Genomic DNA, 18,834 nt, shown 5'->3' on the forward strand with positions numbered 1-18,834 from the left:
GGCTCAGGCCAGCTCGCGGTCGAGCACGGTGGGGGAGAGGACATGTTGGACGACCATCGCCGCGGCGCCGACCACGCCCGCGTTCGCGCCGGCCTGTGAGGTGACGATGCGCAGGCGCTCGGTGGCCAGCGGCAGCGAACGGCGGTAGATCGACTCCCGGACGCCCGCCAGCAGCATCTCGCCGGCCTGTGCGACCGCCCCGCCGATCACGATCAGCGACGGGTTGAACAGGCTGACGCCGGCGGCCAGCACCTCGCCGATGTCCCGGCCGGCCTGCCGTACGGCTTGGCCGGCGATCGGGCTGCCGGCCTGCACGAGGGCCACGACGTCGGCGTTGTTCGTCGCGTCGAGCCCGGCGGCGCGGAGCTTCGCGGCGATGGCGGGGCCGCTGGCCACGGCCTCCAGGCACCCGCTGTTGCCGCAGCGGCACTGCACGTCGTCCGCGTGTGGGGCCAGGATGTGTCCGAGGTCGCCGGCCGCGCCGACGTCGCCGCGGTGCAGTTGGCCGTTGCTGATGAGGCCGGAGCCGATGCCGGTCGCGACCTTGACGAAGACCATGTGCGCCTCGTCCGGGAAGCAGCGGACGTGCTCCCCGAGCGCCATCAGGTTGACCTCGTTGTCCACCAGGACCGGCACGGCGAAGTCGACCGCGATCCGCGCGGGCACGTCGTATCCGTTCCATCCGGGCATGATCGGCGGGTGGGTCGGCTTGCCGGTCGAGTGCTCGACCGGGCCGGGCAGTCCGATGCCGACGCCGGCGATGGGGGCGGTGGGGTCGTGGTTGGCGCACAGCCGTCGCCAGGTGTCGATGAGCAGGCTGAGCACCGCGTCGGGCCCGTCGGCGATGTCCAGGGTGAGCCTCTCGACGGCCAGCGGCTCACCGGTCAGGTCGGCGATGGCGACGGTGGCGTGGGTGGCCCCGACGTCGGCTGCCAGCACCGCCCGGGCGCGGGCGTTGAACACGAACCTGCTGGCGGGCCGGCCGCCGGTGACGGCGTCGCTGCCCCAGTCGGTCACCAGTCCGGCATCCGTGAGCGCGTCGAGGCGCAGGCGCACGGTCGACCGGGCGAGTCCGGTTTCGGTTGCCAGCTCGGCTCGGGTGCGTGCCTGCCCGTCGCGCAGCAGCTGAAGCAACTCGCCGGGCGATGTCGGGGCTGCGCTGTGCCCATTGTTCATCCCCCAATTAAACCGAAGTGGCGGCGTTACGTCGGCTGGCGCGAGGGTTCGAGATGTTGATCATCTAGGTACGGTCGATGTAGACACATCTTTTGATTGACGATCGTCATAAGTGGACGTTACCGTCGTCACATGTCTGTGACCGATGTCATTACGGCGTCTGGTGGTGGCCTCGAATCCGACCAGCAGACGCTACGCGTGGCGGTGGTCGGCGCGGGGTTCATGGGCCAGGTGCACGCGGAGGCGGCCCGGCGCGCCGGAGCGACCGTCGTGGCCGCGATGGCGTCGCGCCCCGAGGGCGCCGCCGCTGCGGCTCGCGCCGTCGGCGCGGACGAGGGCTACCCGAACCTGGCGGCCCTGCTCGACGGCGCCGAGATCGACGTGCTGCACGTGTGCACTCCCAACGCGTCGCACGCCCCCGTGGTCGCCGCCGCGCTCGCCGCCGGCGTGCACGTCATCTGCGAAAAGCCCCTCGCCACGGGCAGCGTCGAGGCCACGGCGCTGATGGAGGCGGCCGGCGACCGAGTAGCCACGGTGCCATTCGTCTACCGCTTCCATCCGATGGTGCGCGAGTTGCGCGCCCGGCTGGCCGCCGGCGAGGCGGGCGTCGTCGCCAGCGTGACCGGCGGCTACCTCCAGGACTGGCTGTCCCGCCCGTCCGACGACGACTGGCGGGTCGACGCCGCGCTCGGCGGGCCGTCGCGAGCGTTCGCCGACATCGGCTCGCACTGGTGCGACCTGTTCGAGTTCGTCACGGGCGACCGGATCGCCCGGCTGTCCGCGCGCACCGCGGTCGTGCACGAGCGCGCCCGCAGCGCCGGGGAGCCCACCGAGGACCTGGCCACCGTGCACTTCACCACGGCCGCCGGCATGGTTGGCACGCTGGTGGTGTCGCAGGTCGCCGCGGGCCGCAAGAACCGGCTGCACCTGGAGCTTTCCGGCACCGAGGCGAGCTTCGGCTTCGACCAGGAGGACCCGGAGCGGCTGTGGGTCGGCCGGCGCGAGGGCGGCCAGACGCTGCTGCGCGACCCTGGCACGCTGCACCCCTCCGCCGCGCGCTACGTCCGGCTGCCCGCCGGGCACGCGCAGGGCTACCAGGACTGCTTCGACGCGTTCGTCGCCGACACCTACCGGGCCGTGCGTGGCGCGGACGTCCCGGACGGGCTGCCCACGTTCGCGGACGGCCTGCGCGCCGTCCGGATCACCGAAACGGTGCTGGCCTCCGCGGCGGCGGACGGCGCGTGGACAGAGGTGCCGGCATGACGCCCGGCCCAACGACGAGCGTGCGCCTGACCGGGATCACCAAGTCCTTCCTCGGCGTGCCGGTGCTGCGCGGGGTGGACCTGGAGCTGCGGGGCGGCGAGGTGCACGCCGTGATGGGCGAGAACGGCGCGGGCAAGTCCACGCTGCTCAAGGTGCTGGCCGGGGTGCACCGGCCGGACGGCGGCACCATCGAGGTCGACGGCGCCGAGATGTCGTTCGCCGGTCCCACCGACGCGCAGCGGGCCGGCATCGCCATCATCCACCAGGAATTCACCCTGCTGCCGCACCGCAGCGTCGCCGAGAACGTCTACCTCGGCCGCGAGCCGGTGCGGCGGATGCAGGTTGACCGCCGGCGCATGATGGCCGACACCCGCGAGCTGCTGGACTGGCTCGGCGAGGACGGGATCGATCCGGCCGACACCGTGTCGTCACTGTCGGTCGCCCAACGACAGGTCGTGGAGATCGTCAAGGCGCTGTCGACCGACGCGCGGGTGCTGGGCATGGACGAGCCGACCGCCGCGCTCGCCGATCACGAGGTCGAGCTGCTCTACGACCTGGTGCGCCGGCTGCGCGAGCGGGGCATCGCGATCCTCTACGTCTCGCACCGGATGCGCGAGGTGTTCGACCTCTCCGACCGGATCACCGTGCTCAAGGACGGCCAGTTCGTGACCTGCGCCCCGACCAGCGAGCTGACCTCGGAGGACCTGGTCCGTCACATGGTGGGCCGTGACCTGGGCGAGTACTACCCGGACCGGGCGGTCCCCGACGACCTCGGAGCGGTCCGCCTCGCGCTGCGCGGCGCCGGCAACGACCGCCTCCGCGGCCTGAACCTCGAGGTACGCGCCGGGGAGATCGTCGGGCTGGCCGGGCTGCAAGGGTCTGGCCGCTCGGCGGTCGCGCGCGCCGTGTTCGGCGTCGAGCCGTTCACCCGCGGCTCGTTGGAGGTCGACGGAGCGGCCCAGCGGGTGACCCGGCCCCGCACCGCCGTGCGCCTCGGGATCGCGCTGGTCACCGAGGACCGCAAGGGGGACGGGCTGGCGCTTGGGCAGTCCGTGCGGGACAACACGCTGCTGGTGCGCCGCGCCGCGCTGCGCGGCGGGCGCTCCCGCGAGAAGTCGGATGTGGCGCAGCTGCTCGACCTGGTGACCGTGGTGGCCCGCGGGGAGCACCAGGAGGTGCGCTTCCTGTCCGGCGGCAACCAGCAGAAGGTCGTGCTCGCCAAGTGGCTGGCGGTCGAGCCGAGGGTGCTGGTGGTCGACGAGCCGACGCGCGGCATCGACGTCGGCGCGAAGCGGGCCGTGCACGAGCTGCTGCGCGACCTCGCGAGGCGTGGGGTGGCGGTGCTGATGATCTCCTCGGAGCTCCCCGAGCTGATCGGGATGAGCGACCGGATCCTCGTCATGCACGACGGTGCGCTGGCCGGTGAGCTGCCCGCCGGCGCGAGTGAGGGGGCTGTGATGGCGCTGGCCACCGGACACGGGATCGGTGAGGCGGCGTGAGCATTCTTCAGGAGAACACGGTTCCGGTCGAGCGGAAGGCCATGCGGCCGGCGCTGCGCCGGCGGCTCACCCCGACGGTCATCGTCTACCTCGCTCTCGTCGCTCTGCTGGTCGTCGGCAGCGTGCTCGTCGGGCTGCGCGGCGAGGTCCTGCTCGACCAGGGCGGCATCCTCAACATCCTCACCCGGGCCACCGCACTCGGTCTGGTGGCGATAGGACAGACGATGGTGATCCTCACCGGATCCCTCGACCTGTCCGTCGCCTACCTGGTCGGCCTCACCTCACTGATCGCCGCGGAGACGATGGCCGGTCGGGACGGCATGCTCGTGCCCGGCGTGCTGCTGGCGCTCGCGGTCGCCGCCGGTGTCGGCCTGGTCAACGGGCTGGTCATCACCGTCCTCAAGGCCAACGCGTTCATCGCCACGCTCGGTGTGGCACTGATCCTGCGCGGCTATCTTGAGGACAACTACACCGGCCCGGCCGGCGATGTGCCGCGCGGCTTCCAGCACCTCGGCTACGACCGGATCGGCCCGATACCGGTCGCGGCGCTGCTCATGCTGGCTGCCGCCGCACTGGCCTGGTGGTACCTGTCGCGGACCCGCCCCGGCTACCACATGTACGCCGTCGGCGGTGACATCGAGGTGGCCCGGCTGTCCGGGGTGCCCACCCGCCGGGTCATCGTCACCGCGCACGTGCTGTGCTCGGTTGCCGCCGGTCTCACCGGGATCTACCTCGCCAGCCGGCTCGGGTCGGGGGCACCGTACGTTGGCACCGACGCCGGGTACGACCTGGAGTCGATTGCCGCCGTCGTGCTCGGCGGGACGCTGCTCGCCGGTGGCCGGGGCGGCGTCGTCGGGACCATCGGCGGCGTCCTCATCCTCGCCACCCTGGACACCATCTTCGACGACCTCGAGGTCGATCCGTTCTTCAAGGACGTGGTGCGCGGCGTCGTACTCGTGACCGCGGTCGCGCTCTACGCCCGCCGCATGATCGCCAGCCGCGGTCGTGGGAGGTTGGCATGACCTGGCGTCCCCGCCTTGCCGAGGGCACCGCGCCGGTGCTCGTCGTCCTGTTCCTGCTGCTCCTCGGGCTCGCGATCGCCGGCCCGGCCTACGCTGAGCCGTCCGGCTACCTGGCGCTGCTCAAGCGGGCCGCGCCGCTGATGATCCTCGCGATCGGGCAGTACTTCGTCATCGTCTCCGGCGGGTTCGACCTGTCGGTCGGCGCGCTGGTGACCGCCGGGGTGGTCATCGCGGCTCGGCTGATCAACGGCAGCGAGTCCGCGACGGCGCGGGTGATCCTGCTCGTGCTCGGGTTCGGCCTGCTGGTCGGCCTGGTCAACGGGCTGGTCACGACGAAGCTCCTGGTGCCGTCGTTCATCGTCACGCTCGGCATGCTGCTGGTGCTCGACGGCGCGATATTCCTGTGGACCGGCGGTGCCCCACGCGGCGCGCTGTCGGCCGGGTTCCGGACGTTCGGGCGCGGCGCCGTGGAGGTCCCCGCGCTCGGCGAGGTTCCCTGGTCGGTGCTCATCCTGCTGGCGATCCTGGTGGCCGCGGCGCTGTTCATGCGCGGCGGCACCGGCCGGGCGCTGGTCGCGGTCGGCGACAACGAGGCCGCCGTGCGGCTGTCCGGCGGCCAGGTCGACCGGCTCCGGTTGCTCGCGTTCGTCCTGTCCGGGCTGCTCGCGGCGGTCGCCGCGATCCTGCTGGGCGGGTTCGCCGGCGTATCGGCGCAGGTCGGCGATGGCCTGGAGTTCCGGGCGATCACCGCCGTCGTGCTGGGTGGCGTGCTGCTCGGCGGCGGACGCGGGTCGGTGGTGGCGGCCGCCGCCGGCGCGCTCTCGCTGGAATCCCTGTTCACGCTGCTGAACCTGCTCGGCGTGAGCGGTGCCCTCGAGTCGGCCGTGCAGGGCGTGATCATCATCGCCGCCGTCGCCTACGCCTCCCTCGGCAGCGGCGTACGGCAGCGGCTGCGGTGGTGGCCGAAACAGCGGAGCAGCGCGGCACCCGCGCAACCCGCCTCCTCCTGAAGTCCCCAAGGTTAGTAAGGAGATCGACGATAATGACCAAGAAATGGGCCACGGTGGTCGTGGCGGGCGCACTGGCGCTCGCCGGATGCTCGAGCGACCTGCCCGACGACAAGGCCACTGCCGGCGGATCACCCAGTTCCGACGCGAACAAGTCGAAGTTCTTCGACCAGGCGGAGTACGACCGCCAGTTGGCGTTCCGCGGCGCCACGCCGCAGGGCCCGGACGGCAAGCCGTGGGAGCAGATGCTCGAGCCGGAAATGGTGGACACGGCGAAGTTCGCCAAGCCCGGCGGAAAATACACCCTCTGCTTCTCCAACGCCGCCGTGAACAACCCGTGGCGACAGGTGGGCTTCAAGACCATGCAGCAGGAGGTCAAGCAGCACCCGGAGATCGCCACGTTCACGGTGCTGGATGCGGAGGCCAAGGACGACAAGCAGATCAGCGACATCCAGTCGCTGTCCGGCAAGAACTGCTCCGCGATCATCATCTCGCCGAACACCACCGCCACGCTGACGCCGGCGGTGGAGCAGGCGTGCCAGACTGGCGTGCCGGTGATCGTGTTCGACCGAGGCGTCAACACCAGCTGCCCGGTCACCTTCATCCACCCCATCGGCGGCTTCGCCTTCGGCGCCGACGGCGCGGAGTTCCTGAAGGAGAAGGTCAAGCCGGGCGGCAAGGTTCTCGCTCTGCGCATCCTGCCCGGTGTGGACGTGCTTGAGCAGCGCTGGGCGGCCGCCAACGAGATCTTCGGCGGCAGCGAGCTGAAGGTGGTCGGGGTGGAGTTCACCGACGGCGACGCGGCGAAGACCAAGAGCATCGTGGCCGACTACATCCAGCGCGAGGGCCGGATCGACGGCGTGTGGATGGATGCCGGCGCGACCGCCGTCGCCGCGGCCGAGGCGTTCCAGGACGCCGGGGTCGACGTCCCGGCCATCGTCGGCGAGGACCAGCAGGACTTCCTGCGGCTGTGGGTCGACGAGGGCCTCACCGCGGTCGCGCCGACCTATCCGACCTACCAGTGGCGCACGCCGATCATCGCCGCGCTGAAGATCCTCAAGGGCGAGCAGGTGCCGAAGGAGTGGGTGCTGCCGCAGCCGCGGATCACCGGCGACAACGTCAAGGACTACGTCAAGCAGGACATGCCGCCACTGCACTACGCCATGTGCGGCTGCGAGGGCATGCCGGGCTACCCGGGGCCGTGGCGGTGATCAGTCATCCCCTCGGGGTCAACACCTGGGTGTGGGCCTCGCCGCTCACCGACGCGACCTTGGCCGCCCTCGCGGCCAGGGTCGCGGGGTGGGGCTTCGACGTGCTCGAGCTGCCGGTGGAGAACCCGGGCGACTGGGAGCCGAGGCAGGCCGCCCAGGTGCTCGCCGACCACGGCCTGGGCGCCACCGTGTGCCTCGTGATGCCTCCCGGTCGTGAGCTGGTCGCGGCGGACCCGGCCACCATCCGGTCCACCCAGGATTACCTGTTCCGCGTGGTCGACGCCGCCGCGACCGTCGGATCGCCGGTGATCGCCGGACCGGCGTACGCCTCGGTCGGCCGGACCTGGCGGCTGTCACCGGCCGAGCGGGCCGCGGCGTACGCGCAACTGCGGGAGAGCCTCGCCCCCGTTGTCGAGTACGCGGGCGCGGCCGGCGTCACGGTGGCCGTCGAGCCGCTCAACCGCTACGAGACGAGCCTGCTCAACACCGTCGGCCAGACCCTCGAGGCGATCGGCGACCTGCCGCACTGCGGCGTCGCGCTCGACCTCTACCACTTGAACATCGAGGAGACGGACATCCCGGCGGCGATCCGCTCGGCCGCCGGCCGGGTGGCACACGTCCAGGTGTGCGGCAACGACCGCGGCACGCCCGGCGCCGATCACCTGGACTGGCCGGCGATCCTCGCCTCGATCGACGCGGCGGGCTACGGCGGCCCCCTGTGCATCGAGTCGTTCACCGCGGAGAACGCGACGATCGCGACCGCCGCCTCCATCTGGCGTCCGCTCGCCGCGAGCCAGGACGCGATCGCCATCGACGGCCTGAAGTTCCTGCGGGCGGTGATGCCCTAGCACCGACGGCCAGCTCCACCCCCACTCCGACGGCGCCGGCACGCCGCACGGTCATGACCCCACCAGTAGTTCCTCGCGTCCCAGGAGGTACCGCATCTCATGAACGTGACCTGGCGTCCCCGGTGGGGACGACTGTTAGCGATACCCGTCGTCGGCGCGCTCGCGCTGTCCATGATCAGCCCAGCGCCGGCGGCCGCCCACGAGGGCACGCACGGCCAAGCCCACGTGCTGATCTTCACCAAGACCACGCAGTTCCGGCACACCGAGGCGATCGAGCAGGGCGTTCCCGTGCTGCAGGCCGCCTTCGCCGACGCCGGGATCACCTCCCAGCACACCGAGGACTCGTCGATCTTCAACGACCAGGACCTCGCGCACTTCGACGCCCTGGTGATGTTCCAGGCTTCCGGCGACCCGTGGACCGCCGACCAGAAGGCGGCGATGGAGCGCTACATGAAGGCCGGGCACGGCATCGTCGCCATCCACAACGCCACCGACATGCGCGGGAACTACGCGTGGTGGGACAACATGATCGGCTCGCTGATGCCCGGCCACGCCGCCACCGGCACCAGCCCCGGCCTGCCCGGCACCGTCCGCGTCGAGGACCACAGCCACCCGTCGACCGCGCACCTGCCGCAGCGGTGGGAACGCGCCGACGAGTGGTACAACTACGCGCTCAACGTCCGCGGCAACGCGCACGTGCTCGCCACGATGGACGAGACGACGTACAACCCGGGCAACAACGCCATGGGCTACGACCACCCGATCTCGTGGTGCAAGCCGTACGACGGCGGCCGTGCCTGGATGACCGGCATGGGCCACTTCGGCGCGCACTACACCGGCGAGCCGGGGCTGGTGCAGCACATCGTCGGCGGCGTGAAGTGGGCGGCCGGCATGGTCGAGGGCGACTGCGGCGGCACGGTGTGGGACCAGTTCGAACGGGTCCCGCTGGACCAGAACACCAGCGCCCCGTTCGCCATGGACGTCGCACCGGACGGCCGGGTCTTCTTCACCGAGTTGGTACGCGGCCAGATCCGGGTGTACGACCCGCGGACGAAGACCACCTCCACCGCGATCACGATCCCGGTGTACTCCGGCGGTGAGGACGGCCTGCTCGGCATCGCGCTCGACCCGAAGTTCGCCCAGAACGGCTACCTCTACATCTACTACGCGCCGGCGAGCACGAACGACAGCGACCCGGCGAACTTCTTCAGCCGCCTGTCCCGGCTCACCGTCGGGCCGGGCTCGCAGATCGACCGGGCCACGGAGAAGGTCCTGCTCGAGGTGCCGGCGCGCCGGCTCCCCGATGAGCCCGGGCACACCGGCGGCGGCCTCGCGTTCGGCCCGGACGGGAACCTCTACCTGAGCGTTGGCGACGACGTGAACCCACACTCCGAGCCGTCCGGCGGCTACGCGCCGCTGTCTGAGCGGGACGGCACGTTCCACGACGCGCGGGCGACCTCGGCCAACACCAACGACCTGCGCGGCAAGCTGCTGCGGATCCGCCCCGAGGCGGACGGCACCTACTCCATCCCCGCGGGCAACATGTTCCCGCCAGGCACCGCGAAGACCCGGCCGGAGATCTACGCGATGGGCTTCCGCAACCCGTTCCGGTTCTCGATCGACTCGCAGACCGGGGCCATCGGGCTGGCGGACTACTCGCCGGACAACAGCAACGACAACCCGGACCGCGGGCCCGCCGGCATCGCCGAGTGGAACCTCATCACCGAGCCCGGCTTCTACGGCTGGCCGTTGTGCATGGGCAACAACGAGCCGTTCCGGGACGTGGACTACCGGACGAACCCGGTGACGGTCGGGGCGTACTTCGACTGCAACAAGCCGATCAACGACTCGGTGCGCAACACCGGCCTGACCGAGTTGCCGGCGGCCAAGGCACCCAAGATGTGGTACGGCTACAAGCGTTCCTCGGTGCCGTCGGTCATCCCGCAGGGTGGCGGCCTGGCTCCGATGGGCGGCCCGTTCTACAACTACGACCCGAACCTGCAGTCGGACACCAAGTTCCCGGCGTCCTACGACGGCAAGCCGTTCTTCTACGAGTGGTCGCGGAACAAGATGTACTCGATCATCCCGAACGGGCAGGGCGGGGTCGAGAAGGTCAACCCGTTCCTGCCGCAGCAGCAGTTCCTCGCCCCGATCGACTCCAAGTTCGGTCCCGACGGCTCGATGTACGTCCTCGACTGGGGTGGCGGCTTCGGCCGTGACAACCCGAACTCGGGGCTGTACCGGGTCGACTACATCTCCGGCTCACGCTCGCCGACGGCGAAGATCAACGCGACGCCGGACTCCGGCCAGGCGCCGCTGCAGGTCCGCTTCGACGGCTCGGGCAGCACCGACCCGGAAAACGAGCAGCTACGGTACGAGTGGGACTTCACCGGTGACGGCTCCGCCGACTCCACCGAGCTGAAGCCGACCTTCACCTACACCGCGAACGGCGTCTACAACGCCCGGCTCACGGTGACCGACCCGGCCGGCAAGACCGGGACGGCGACGGTGCCGATCACGGTCGGCAACACCCGGCCGCAGGTGAAGTTCAACCTGCCGCCCAACGGCGCGTTCTTCGACTTCGGCGACGAGGTGAGCTGGGACCTGTCGGTCAGCGACGCTGAGGACACCCAGATCGACGACGCCGACGTGGTGATCCAGCCGGCGATGGGCCACGACGAGCACGCGCACCCGGCCGATCCGTTGCACGGACGCACCGGCAAGGTGGTCACCGCCCTCGGCGGCGGGCACGGCGAGGACATGAACGTCTTCTACGCGATCGACGGCCGCTACGCCGACTCCGGCGGCGCGGGTGGCATCCCGAGCCTGACCGGCTCCGACACCACCCTGATGTTCCCGAAGCAGCGGGAGGCGGAGTTCTTCGACAACTCGTCGAACATGACGGTCGGCTCGTCGCGGGACGTCGAGGGCCATGGAAGCTCCATCGCCGGCCAGAACGGCGCCTGGGCCTCGTACGACCCGGTCAACCTGCACAACGTCGACCGGTTGATCCTGCGCGCGTCGGCCGCCAGCGCGAGCAAGATCGAGCTGCGGCGGGGCGCGCCGGACGGCGCACTGCTGGGCACCGCGCAGGTGCCGGCGACCAGCGGCGGCGGCTACGTGGACGTTCCGGTCGAGGTGGCCGACCCCGGCGAGACGTTCACCCTGTACGCGGTGTTCCCGGGTGCCGGTGAGCGGCGCTTGAACTTCATCGAGGCCGACGGCAAGGGCGTCTCGCCGACGAGCAAGCCGAAGGTCGCGGTGACCTCCCCGAAGCCGACCGACGAGCTGGAGCCGGGCGAGATCCACGTGACCGCAGCCGCGAGCGACGCGGAGAACACGATCACCAAGGTCGAGTTCTTCGTCGACGGCACGTCGATCGGCGTCGACACCACGGCGCCGTACTCGATGAAGTGGAACGCGTCCACCCAGAAGCGCTACCAGCTGACCGCGGTCGCGACCAACGACAAGGGCTACCACGCCAAGTCCCGCGTCGTGCAGGTCGAGGTCGGTGACCTCTACGGAGCCTGGCAGACCTACAGCAACACCACCGCCGCGTTCGACCGGCCGGACCAGGACACCTGGATCATCAACGCCGGCGGCGAGAACATGTGGCAGGGCACCGACCAGTACGGCTCGGTGTACCTGCCGGCGGCGGCCGGCAACACGTGGACCGCCACGGTGAAGATCGAGAGCCAGACGAACACGAACAACTCCGCCAAGGCCGGCCTGATCGTCCGCAACGACGTCACCCAGCCCGGCAGGTCGCCCGGGTACGCGGCGATGACGATGCGGGCGGGCCTCGGCTTCGAGTGGCTGCGCGACACCGACGGAAACGGCCAGCTCGACGCCAGCACCGGCGCCAGCAACACGAGCTACCCGTCCTGGGTGCGGATCGTACGCGACGGCGGGAAGTACTACGGGTACTGGAGCAAGGACGGGAAGGCGTTCACCCTGGTCGGCGACCCGGTGACGCTGCCCGGCGCGGCCAGCCCGCAGGACATCGGCCTCGCGGTCACCGCGCACAACGCGTCGGCCACCAGTGAGGTGAAGTTCACCGGCTTCACCCTGGTCGACAAGGCCATCCACCCGGCACCGCCGGAGACCGCTCCGGGCTGCGCGATCCGCGGCTCGGACACCTTCGACGGTGACACGCTGAACACCAACCGGTGGACCACCGTGCGCAACGCCCCGAACCTGCCGGTGCGGGTCACCAACGGCGGGCTGGTGCTGCCGGTCACCAACGGCGACATCAACGAGGCGAACACCGGACCGATCAGCTACGCCGGCCAGCGCGCCAAGGTCGGACCGTGGACGATCACCACGAAGGTGACCATCCCACACGACCGCGAGTGGCAGCACGCCGGTCTGCTCATGCACGGCACCGACAACGACTACGTCAAACTGGCGTTCACCCGCTCCTCGTCCGGCGGTCGGATCCTGGAGTTCCAGACCGAGGCCGGCGGGACGCGGACCTGGCACGCCAACGTGGGTCTGCCGGCGAACTTCCCGGCCGCCGCGCACCTGCGACTCGTCAGCGACGGTCAGAAGCTGACCGCGGCGTACTCCGCCGACGGTCAGAGCTGGACGGCGCTCGCCGGCTCCGCGACCGTCATCCCGAACGCGACCGTCGGCCCCATGGCCGCCGGTGACACCGGGGCGGCACGGGTCAACGCGGTGTTCGACCACTTCACCATCACGCCGGACGGCACGGACGACGGGGTCCGCGCGCCCAGCGACGAGTTCGACGGCAGCACGCTCGACGGCTGCCGGTGGAACTCGGTGGTGCGGTACGACTCGACCAAGGCCGCGGTGAACGGCGGTGCGCTGCGCATCGAGACCCAGCCGGGCGACATCAACGGCACCAACAACGACTCGCCGCGGAACTTCATCCTGCAGAAGATCCCCGCGCAGGTCGCGGCCGGCGACTGGACGATCGAGACCAGGCTGACGCCGTCGATGCTGCACAAGTGGCAGCTGGCCGGCTTCCTGGTCTACAACAACGACGACAACTACGTGAAGTTCGACGTCGTGGCGAACAACAACGCCGGAACGCCGACCAACCTGCGCGCCGAGCTCGTCTCGGAACGCAACGCGCAGTTCGGCAACGGCGGCAACCGGTCGATCGACATCGCCGACTCGTCCGAGAGCGGCTGGTACTACCTGCGGCTGAGCCGGAGTGGGAACACCTACTCGGCCCAGATCAGCGACGGCGGGGTCAACTGGACCTCGCTCGGCCAGCCGGTCACCAACGACGCCGTGATGACCTCGTTCGGTCTGATGGCGTTGGGTCCGGAGCAGGCGCAGCCGGTCACGGTCGGCTTCGACTACTTCCGGGTTCTCGACACGACGGCGCCGAGCCTGACCGTGGCGGTCGACCCGGCGCAGCCGAACGGCAAGCGCGGTTGGTACACCTCGCCGGTGACGGTCACCGCCTCGGCGAGCGATGACCGCGGCGGGCCGGTACGCATCGAGTTCGTCGAGGGCGACGGCGCCTGGACCGAGTACCGCGAGCCGATCAAGGTGACCGAGGACGGCCGGTGGGAGCTGCGGCTCCGGGCGATCGACGAGGCCGGCAACATCTCCGCGCTGAAAGCGGTGTCCCTGGCCGTGGACACCACGGACCCGGTCGTGACCGTCGACGGCGTGGCGAACGGCGGCAAGTACGACCTCGGCAGGTCACTGCCGATCGCCGCCACGGCCCGGGACGCCGCGTCGGGCATCGACTCGGTTGCCCTCCGCCTGGACGGGGTGGCGATCGAGAGCGGGGCGGGGGTCCAGCCCACGGCCGGCGGTCACGAACTGACCGTCGTGGCGACCGACCTGGCCGGCAACGCCACGGAGGTGACCGTCTCGTTCGAGATCGTCGCCACCTACGACAACGCCCAGGCGCTGGTGCGGCGATACCAGGCGGACGGCCTGATCAGCGAGGATCTCGCCGACCACCTGTTCGGCCAGCTCCAGGCGGCCAAGAGCACGGCGGCGGCGGGCCGGCCGGAGCAGGCCAAGGCTGCGCTGGACCGGTTCGCGGCGGCGGCCAGGACCACCACCGACGAGTCGGCCCGCACGCAACTGCTCGCGGCCGGCGCCTACCTGAAGGCCCGTCTGTGAGGAGATGACGGCGAGCCGGTGCCGGCCGGCTCCCCGACCGGTGCCGGAGCACGCCACGCGTGCTCCGGCACCTGGTCTTCTCAGATCACCTGGGTCAGGTTGATCAGGTTGCCGTCAGGGTCGTGCACGTGCGCCACCCGCTGGCCCCACGGCATGTCGTTGGGTGGGCCGAGCACCCGCCCGCCGGCTGTCACCACCTCGTCCAGCAGCGCGTCCACATCCTCGACGTCCACGCTGAGCAGGATCCGCGGCGGCGTGGACAGGTCGGTGTCGGGCTGGCTGACCAGGCCGACCTCCGAGTCGCCCAGCATGAGGCTGACGAAGAACGGCGGGCCGTCAGCGGGGAACCGTCGCACCTGCACGGCGTTGAACAAGCGTTCGTAGAACGCCTGCAGGCGGCCCAGGTCGGGCGTGCTGATGACGGGCTGGACCGTTGTCATTGACTGCTCCTCCGATTGGCGTGGCTGTCACCACCGGGGGTTATACGTACCGGAGCCGCCGGACTCATCGGTGCGCCGCGCGGCGGCCCGCGATCGGCCCGGTGACCCGTGGCGGGCCGGCCGGCAAGGCCCCGACCGGCGGCCGGGGCTGGGCCGGCGGGCCGAACAGTTGGACCAGCCGGCCGGGGTCGAGGTAGGTGGTGCTGCCGGTGACCAGACCCTGCCACACGTCGAGGACGACCAGCCCGAACGGCACGTGCACGCCGTCCTGATCCGGCCGGGTCTGCCAGTACGCCGGCGATCCGTTCGCCGCCACCGGCACCAGCCGGGCTCCTTCGCACGTTCCCGGTGCCAGCAGAGCCTGTCGGATCTCCGCCCGGCCGCGGATCCACCAGCGGAACGGTGGCATCGATATGGTGGCATCCTCGTGCAGCATCGCCACCAGCGCGGTCACGTCATGTCGCTCGAATGCGTCGCAGTATCGGGCGAGCAGGTCGCGTTGGGCTCGGTCGTCCGGCCGCAGTGGCTCGCCCGGCGTCACCCCGGCGGCCCTGAGCGTCGTTCTGGCTCGTTGCAGGGCGCTGGTCACCGCCGCCACGGTGGTGCCCAGCAGATCCGCGACCTCCTCGGCCCGCCAGCACAGCACGTCGCGCAGGATCAGCACGGCCCGCTGGCGGGGCGGCAGATGCTGGAGGACGGCGACGAACGCCAGCCGGATCGTCTCCCGGCGCACGGCCTGCTCCTCCGGGCCGCCGTCCGCCGGCAGCACCAGATCGTCCGGCACGGGCTGCATCCAGGCTCGTTCGGTGGCCGGCGCGCCGATCTCCGCACCAGCCCTCGACGGGCCGCTGAGATCCATCGCGAGGGCACGGCGCCGCGCGCCGCGCAGCATGTCGAGACAGACGTTCGTCGCGATGCGGTACAGCCAGGTCCGCAGGGAGGCCCGCCGCTCGTCGTACCGGTCGAGCGACCGCCAGCCGCGCAACAGCGTTTCCTGCACCGCGTCCTCGGCTTCGAACCCGGACCCGAGCATCCGGTAGCAGTAGCCGGTCAGCTCCACCCGGTACGGCTCCAGCCGGTCCACCGTCGTGTCCACCACGCCCCCGACCATACGGATACCGGCCGACGTACGGCGGCAGCGATGAGTTCGGAACGCCTCCGTCGTATCCCCTGGTGCGGATCCGGACGGGTCCGCGCAACGGACGGGAGGCGGATGATGGTAGATCGGCTTCGAGCCGCGGTGGCGGCGGAACGGCGCGAGTTGGCGGACCTGCTCGCCACCCTGCCGACCGAGCGATGGGATTCGGTCACCCTGTGTGATGGCTGGCGGGTGCGGGAGGTCGTCGCGCACATGACGATGCCGTTCCGGACCTCCCTCCGGCGGATCCTCATCGACCTGATGAAGGCGCGCGGCAGCTTTGATCGGATGGCCGATCGCGCCGCCCGCCGCGACGCGGCAGGCATGCCGACCGAGCGGCTGATCGCGGCGCTGCGGGACAACATCGACCACCCCTGGACCCCGCCCGGCGGCGGGGTCGCCGGAGCGCTGTCGCACGACGTCATCCACGGCCTCGACATCACCGTGGGCCTCGGGCTGTCTCGCCGCATCCCGCCGGACCGGGTGGCGCTGGTGCTGGCCGGCATGCGGCCACGGAACATCGCGTACTTCGGCACCGACCTCACCGGGGTCAGCCTGCAGGCGACCGACCTCGACTGGGTGTACGGATCCGGAGCACCCCTGCGTGGGCTCGCTCAGGACCTGCTGCTCGTGATCTGCGGCCGCCGCCTACCCCCGGGACATCTCGACGGTGAGCCCGCGGCACGGTTCTCCCGGTGACCGGGGGAGGGGGAACCGGCGCGGCGGCCGCGGGTGGCGGGCACTTGTTATCGTCGCCGCGACGCCGATGACCTCGGCAGCGACAGGGGGAGGGGGCCGCGGTGGGGTTGATGGAAAAGCTCCGGGGCGAGTTCGTCGACATCGTGGAATGGCTGGACGACAGCCGGGACACGATCGTCTGGCGCTTCCCCCGTTACCACAACGAGATCAAGATGGGCGCCCAGCTGGTCGTCCGGGAGTCCCAGACGGCGGTGTTCGTCAACGAGGGGCAGATCGCCGACGCCTTCCCACCCGGCACGTACACGCTGGAGACCCGGAACCTGCCCATCCTGTCCACCCTCAAGGGCTGGAAGTATGGCTTCAACTCGCCGTTCAAGGCCGAGGTGTACTTCGTCAACACCCGGCAGTTCACCGACATGAAGTGGGGCACCCAGAACCCGGTGATCCTGCGGGACGCCGAGTTCGGCGTGGTCCGGCTGCGGGCGTTCGGGGCTTACGCGGCGCGGGTGGTGGACGCACAGCAGCTCCTGCGGGAGTTGGTCGGCACGGATCCGCAGTTCCGCACCGAGGAGGTGCAGGAGTACCTGCGTCAGCTCATCGTGGGGCGGCTCGGCGGCGCGCTGGCCACGGCGGGGGTGCCGCTGCTGGACCTGGCGGCGCACCAGGACGCGATCGGCCGGCGGCTGGCCGCCGTGCTGACCGAGGAGTTGGCCGAGGTCGGCATCGCCATCCCCAAGTTCGTCATCGAGAACGTCTCCGTGCGGCCGGAGGTCGAGCGGGCGCTGGACAAACGGACCGGCATGGGCGCGGTCGGGGACCTGGACCGGTTCACCCGCTACCAGGCGGCCACCGCGCTGGAGGACGCGGCGAAGAACCCAGGCGGCGGCGCCGGGGCCGGCCTCGGGCTGGGCATGGGCATGGCGGTGGGTCAGCAGGTGGCCAGGTCCATGTCGGGCGGCGCAGGGATGCAGCCGGCGCCGGTGCCCACGCCGCCAGGGGCCACCGAGCCGCCGCCGCTGCCGAACCAGACGCAGTGGTTTATCGGTGTCGCCGGGCAGCGACAGGGCCCGTTCGACCTCGGTGGGCTGGCCGAGCAGGTGGGCGCGGGCACGCTGGGCCCAGACACGCTGGTCTGGCGGGCCGGCATGGCGCAGTGGCAGCCGGCCGGGCAGCTGCCGGAGCTCGCGTCGGTGCTGGCCAGCGTCCCACCGCCGCTGCCGCCGCAGTGAGCGCGCGGTATCGGAGGGGGCCGCGATGAGCGAGCGTCAGCGAGTGCCGGCATGAGCGACACGGCAGTCTCCCCGCCGTCGTACCAGTGTGGCGGCTGCGGTGCCCGGGTCGAGTACGCGCCGGGCACGGCGGTGCTGCGCTGCCCGTACTGCGGGCACCGGCAGCAGATCGCCGGTGCCGGCCGGGAGGTGCGCGAGCACGCGTACGCGGAGCTGGCAACCTTGCCGCGTAAGCCGGCGGCCAGCGTCGGCGCGTACACGTTCGTCTGCCCGGGTTGCGGCGCCCGGACCGAGAGCGACGCGCTCGCCCAGCGCTGCCAGTTCTGCGCCACGCCGCTGGTGGTGGACGCCGCGGCGGTCGAGCTGATCGCTCCCGAGGCGGTGCTGCCGTTCGCGGTGGACCAGGCGGGCGTGCGCACCGCGCTGGGCCAGTGGTGCCGCAGCCGGTGGTTCGCGCCGAACAGCCTGAAGAAGGTCAGCGAGGCGGAGACGCTCAAGGGCACCTACCTGCCGCACTGGACGTTCGACGCGCGGACCGTCTCGGACTACCGGGGCCAGCGCGGCGAGTACTACTACGTCACCGAGACGTACACGGTGACGGTGGACGGCAGGCAGGAGACGCGCACCCGGCAGGTGCGGCACACCCGGTGGTATCCGGCGAGCGGCATCGTCCGCCGGGACTTCGACGACGTGCTGGTGCCCGCCACGACCCACCTGCCGGAGAAGCAGCTGGACCAGCTGACCCCGTGGCCGCTGGCCGAGGCGGTCGCCTACCACGGGGACTACCTGGCCGGCTATCACGCGCTGCGGTACGACACCGAGCCCGAGGCGGGCCTGGCGGCGGCGAAGGCCCGGATGGCGCCGGTCATCGAGCGGGACTGCCGGTCGGACATCGGCGGCGACGAGCAGCGGGTCACCTCCGTCCGCACCACCTACTCGGACGTCACGTACAAGCTGCTCCTGCTGCCGGTGTGGATCGCCGCGTACCTGCACGCCGGTCGGTCGTACCAGATCCTGGTCAACGCCCGGACCGGCGAGGTCATCGGCGAACGCCCGTACAGCGCCGCCAAGATCACCGCTGCGGTGCTGGCCGCGCTGGCGCTGGTCGCGGCGATCGTGGTGGCGTACCTGATGACCCGCCAGTAGTGGTCGCTGCGGACTCCTTCACACAGATCCCCACGGCCTGCCCGG

13 protein-coding genes are annotated in these 18,834 nt (G+C 71.1%); 10 read left to right on the plus strand and 3 right to left on the minus strand.

The annotated features are described in order from the left end of the window. Positions 1-3: 3 nt before the first annotated feature. Positions 4-1,176 (minus strand): ROK family transcriptional regulator, encoded by a 1,173-nt coding sequence (locus tag ABZ783_RS10640; RefSeq protein ID WP_357436076.1) that lies wholly within the window; start codon positions 1,174-1,176, stop codon positions 4-6. A 132-nt stretch (positions 1,177-1,308) separates the two neighbouring features. On the opposite strand from ABZ783_RS10640, the gene ABZ783_RS10645 reads away from it, so the two are divergent. The 7 genes from ABZ783_RS10645 to ABZ783_RS10675 all read left to right on the plus strand — a co-directional run bounded on the left by ABZ783_RS10645 (position 1,309) and on the right by ABZ783_RS10675 (position 14,137). Continuing rightward, on the plus strand, positions 1,309-2,439 hold the full coding sequence (locus ABZ783_RS10645; RefSeq protein WP_357436078.1) for a Gfo/Idh/MocA family oxidoreductase: 1,131 nt from the start codon (positions 1,309-1,311) through the stop codon (positions 2,437-2,439). Then, complete coding sequence (locus ABZ783_RS10650; RefSeq protein ID WP_357436080.1) at positions 2,436-3,938, plus strand: sugar ABC transporter ATP-binding protein; 1,503 nt, start codon at positions 2,436-2,438, stop codon at positions 3,936-3,938. The genes ABZ783_RS10645 and ABZ783_RS10650 overlap by 4 nt, the downstream gene beginning before the upstream one ends. Continuing rightward, on the plus strand, positions 3,935-4,960 hold the full coding sequence (locus ABZ783_RS10655) for an ABC transporter permease (RefSeq protein WP_357436082.1): 1,026 nt from the start codon (positions 3,935-3,937) through the stop codon (positions 4,958-4,960). Before ABZ783_RS10650 ends, ABZ783_RS10655 begins: the two co-directional genes overlap by 4 nt. Continuing rightward, on the plus strand, positions 4,957-5,970 hold the full coding sequence (locus tag ABZ783_RS10660) for an ABC transporter permease (RefSeq protein WP_357436084.1): 1,014 nt from the start codon (positions 4,957-4,959) through the stop codon (positions 5,968-5,970). The genes ABZ783_RS10655 and ABZ783_RS10660 overlap by 4 nt, the downstream gene beginning before the upstream one ends. Before the next feature lie 32 nt (positions 5,971-6,002). Further along, on the plus strand, positions 6,003-7,178 hold the full coding sequence (locus tag ABZ783_RS10665) for a substrate-binding domain-containing protein (RefSeq protein ID WP_357436086.1): 1,176 nt from the start codon (positions 6,003-6,005) through the stop codon (positions 7,176-7,178). Further along, entirely contained in the window at positions 7,175-8,026 is an 852-nt protein-coding gene (locus ABZ783_RS10670) for a sugar phosphate isomerase/epimerase family protein (protein ID WP_357436088.1), read from the plus strand. Before ABZ783_RS10665 ends, ABZ783_RS10670 begins: the two co-directional genes overlap by 4 nt. 99 nt (positions 8,027-8,125) lie before the next feature. Next, on the plus strand, positions 8,126-14,137 hold the full coding sequence (locus ABZ783_RS10675) for a ThuA domain-containing protein (protein WP_357436090.1): 6,012 nt from the start codon (positions 8,126-8,128) through the stop codon (positions 14,135-14,137). An 80-nt stretch (positions 14,138-14,217) separates the two neighbouring features. Here the strand turns inward: ABZ783_RS10675 and ABZ783_RS10680 are convergent, their stop codons facing one another. Beyond that, on the minus strand, positions 14,218-14,577 hold the full coding sequence (locus ABZ783_RS10680) for a VOC family protein (protein ID WP_357436092.1): 360 nt from the start codon (positions 14,575-14,577) through the stop codon (positions 14,218-14,220). A 64-nt stretch (positions 14,578-14,641) separates the two neighbouring features. Further along, positions 14,642-15,676: a sigma-70 family RNA polymerase sigma factor gene (locus ABZ783_RS10685; RefSeq protein WP_357436094.1), complete on the minus strand. Its 1,035-nt coding sequence runs from the start codon at positions 15,674-15,676 to the stop codon at positions 14,642-14,644. A gap of 117 nt (positions 15,677-15,793) precedes the next feature. Between ABZ783_RS10685 and ABZ783_RS10690 the strand changes: the two genes are divergently transcribed. From ABZ783_RS10690 to ABZ783_RS10700, 3 genes are all read left to right on the plus strand, one after another. Then, positions 15,794-16,414, plus strand: coding sequence for a maleylpyruvate isomerase family mycothiol-dependent enzyme (locus tag ABZ783_RS10690; protein ID WP_357436096.1), 621 nt, complete (start codon positions 15,794-15,796; stop codon positions 16,412-16,414). Positions 16,415-16,524: 110 nt separating this feature from the next. Further along, on the plus strand, positions 16,525-17,643 hold the full coding sequence (locus ABZ783_RS10695) for an SPFH domain-containing protein (protein WP_357436098.1): 1,119 nt from the start codon (positions 16,525-16,527) through the stop codon (positions 17,641-17,643). Positions 17,644-17,694: 51 nt separating this feature from the next. Beyond that, positions 17,695-18,789, plus strand: coding sequence for a hypothetical protein (locus tag ABZ783_RS10700; protein WP_357436100.1), 1,095 nt, complete (start codon positions 17,695-17,697; stop codon positions 18,787-18,789). The last annotated feature ends 45 nt before the right edge of the window (positions 18,790-18,834 follow it).

The sequence above is a fragment of the Micromonospora sp. NPDC047738 genome (assembly GCF_040642675.1).
Classification (GTDB): Bacteria; Actinomycetota; Actinomycetes; order Mycobacteriales; family Micromonosporaceae; genus Micromonospora.

What these genes read in the sequence shown, in the direction of transcription:
- ABZ783_RS10640 (WP_357436076.1), bottom strand. Translation starts at nt 1,176, where the DNA reads ATGAACAATGGGCACAGCGCAGCCCCGACATCGCCCGGCGAGTTGCTT.
- ABZ783_RS10645 (WP_357436078.1), top strand. Translation starts at nt 1,309, where the DNA reads ATGTCTGTGACCGATGTCATTACGGCGTCTGGTGGTGGCCTCGAATCC.
- ABZ783_RS10650 (WP_357436080.1), top strand. Translation starts at nt 2,436, where the DNA reads ATGACGCCCGGCCCAACGACGAGCGTGCGCCTGACCGGGATCACCAAG.
- ABZ783_RS10660 (WP_357436084.1), top strand. Translation starts at nt 4,957, where the DNA reads ATGACCTGGCGTCCCCGCCTTGCCGAGGGCACCGCGCCGGTGCTCGTC.
- ABZ783_RS10665 (WP_357436086.1), top strand. Translation starts at nt 6,003, where the DNA reads ATGACCAAGAAATGGGCCACGGTGGTCGTGGCGGGCGCACTGGCGCTC.
- ABZ783_RS10675 (WP_357436090.1), top strand. Translation starts at nt 8,126, where the DNA reads ATGAACGTGACCTGGCGTCCCCGGTGGGGACGACTGTTAGCGATACCC.
- ABZ783_RS10680 (WP_357436092.1), bottom strand. Translation starts at nt 14,577, where the DNA reads ATGACAACGGTCCAGCCCGTCATCAGCACGCCCGACCTGGGCCGCCTG.
- ABZ783_RS10690 (WP_357436096.1), top strand. Translation starts at nt 15,794, where the DNA reads ATGGTAGATCGGCTTCGAGCCGCGGTGGCGGCGGAACGGCGCGAGTTG.
- ABZ783_RS10695 (WP_357436098.1), top strand. Translation starts at nt 16,525, where the DNA reads ATGGAAAAGCTCCGGGGCGAGTTCGTCGACATCGTGGAATGGCTGGAC.
- ABZ783_RS10700 (WP_357436100.1), top strand. Translation starts at nt 17,695, where the DNA reads ATGAGCGACACGGCAGTCTCCCCGCCGTCGTACCAGTGTGGCGGCTGC.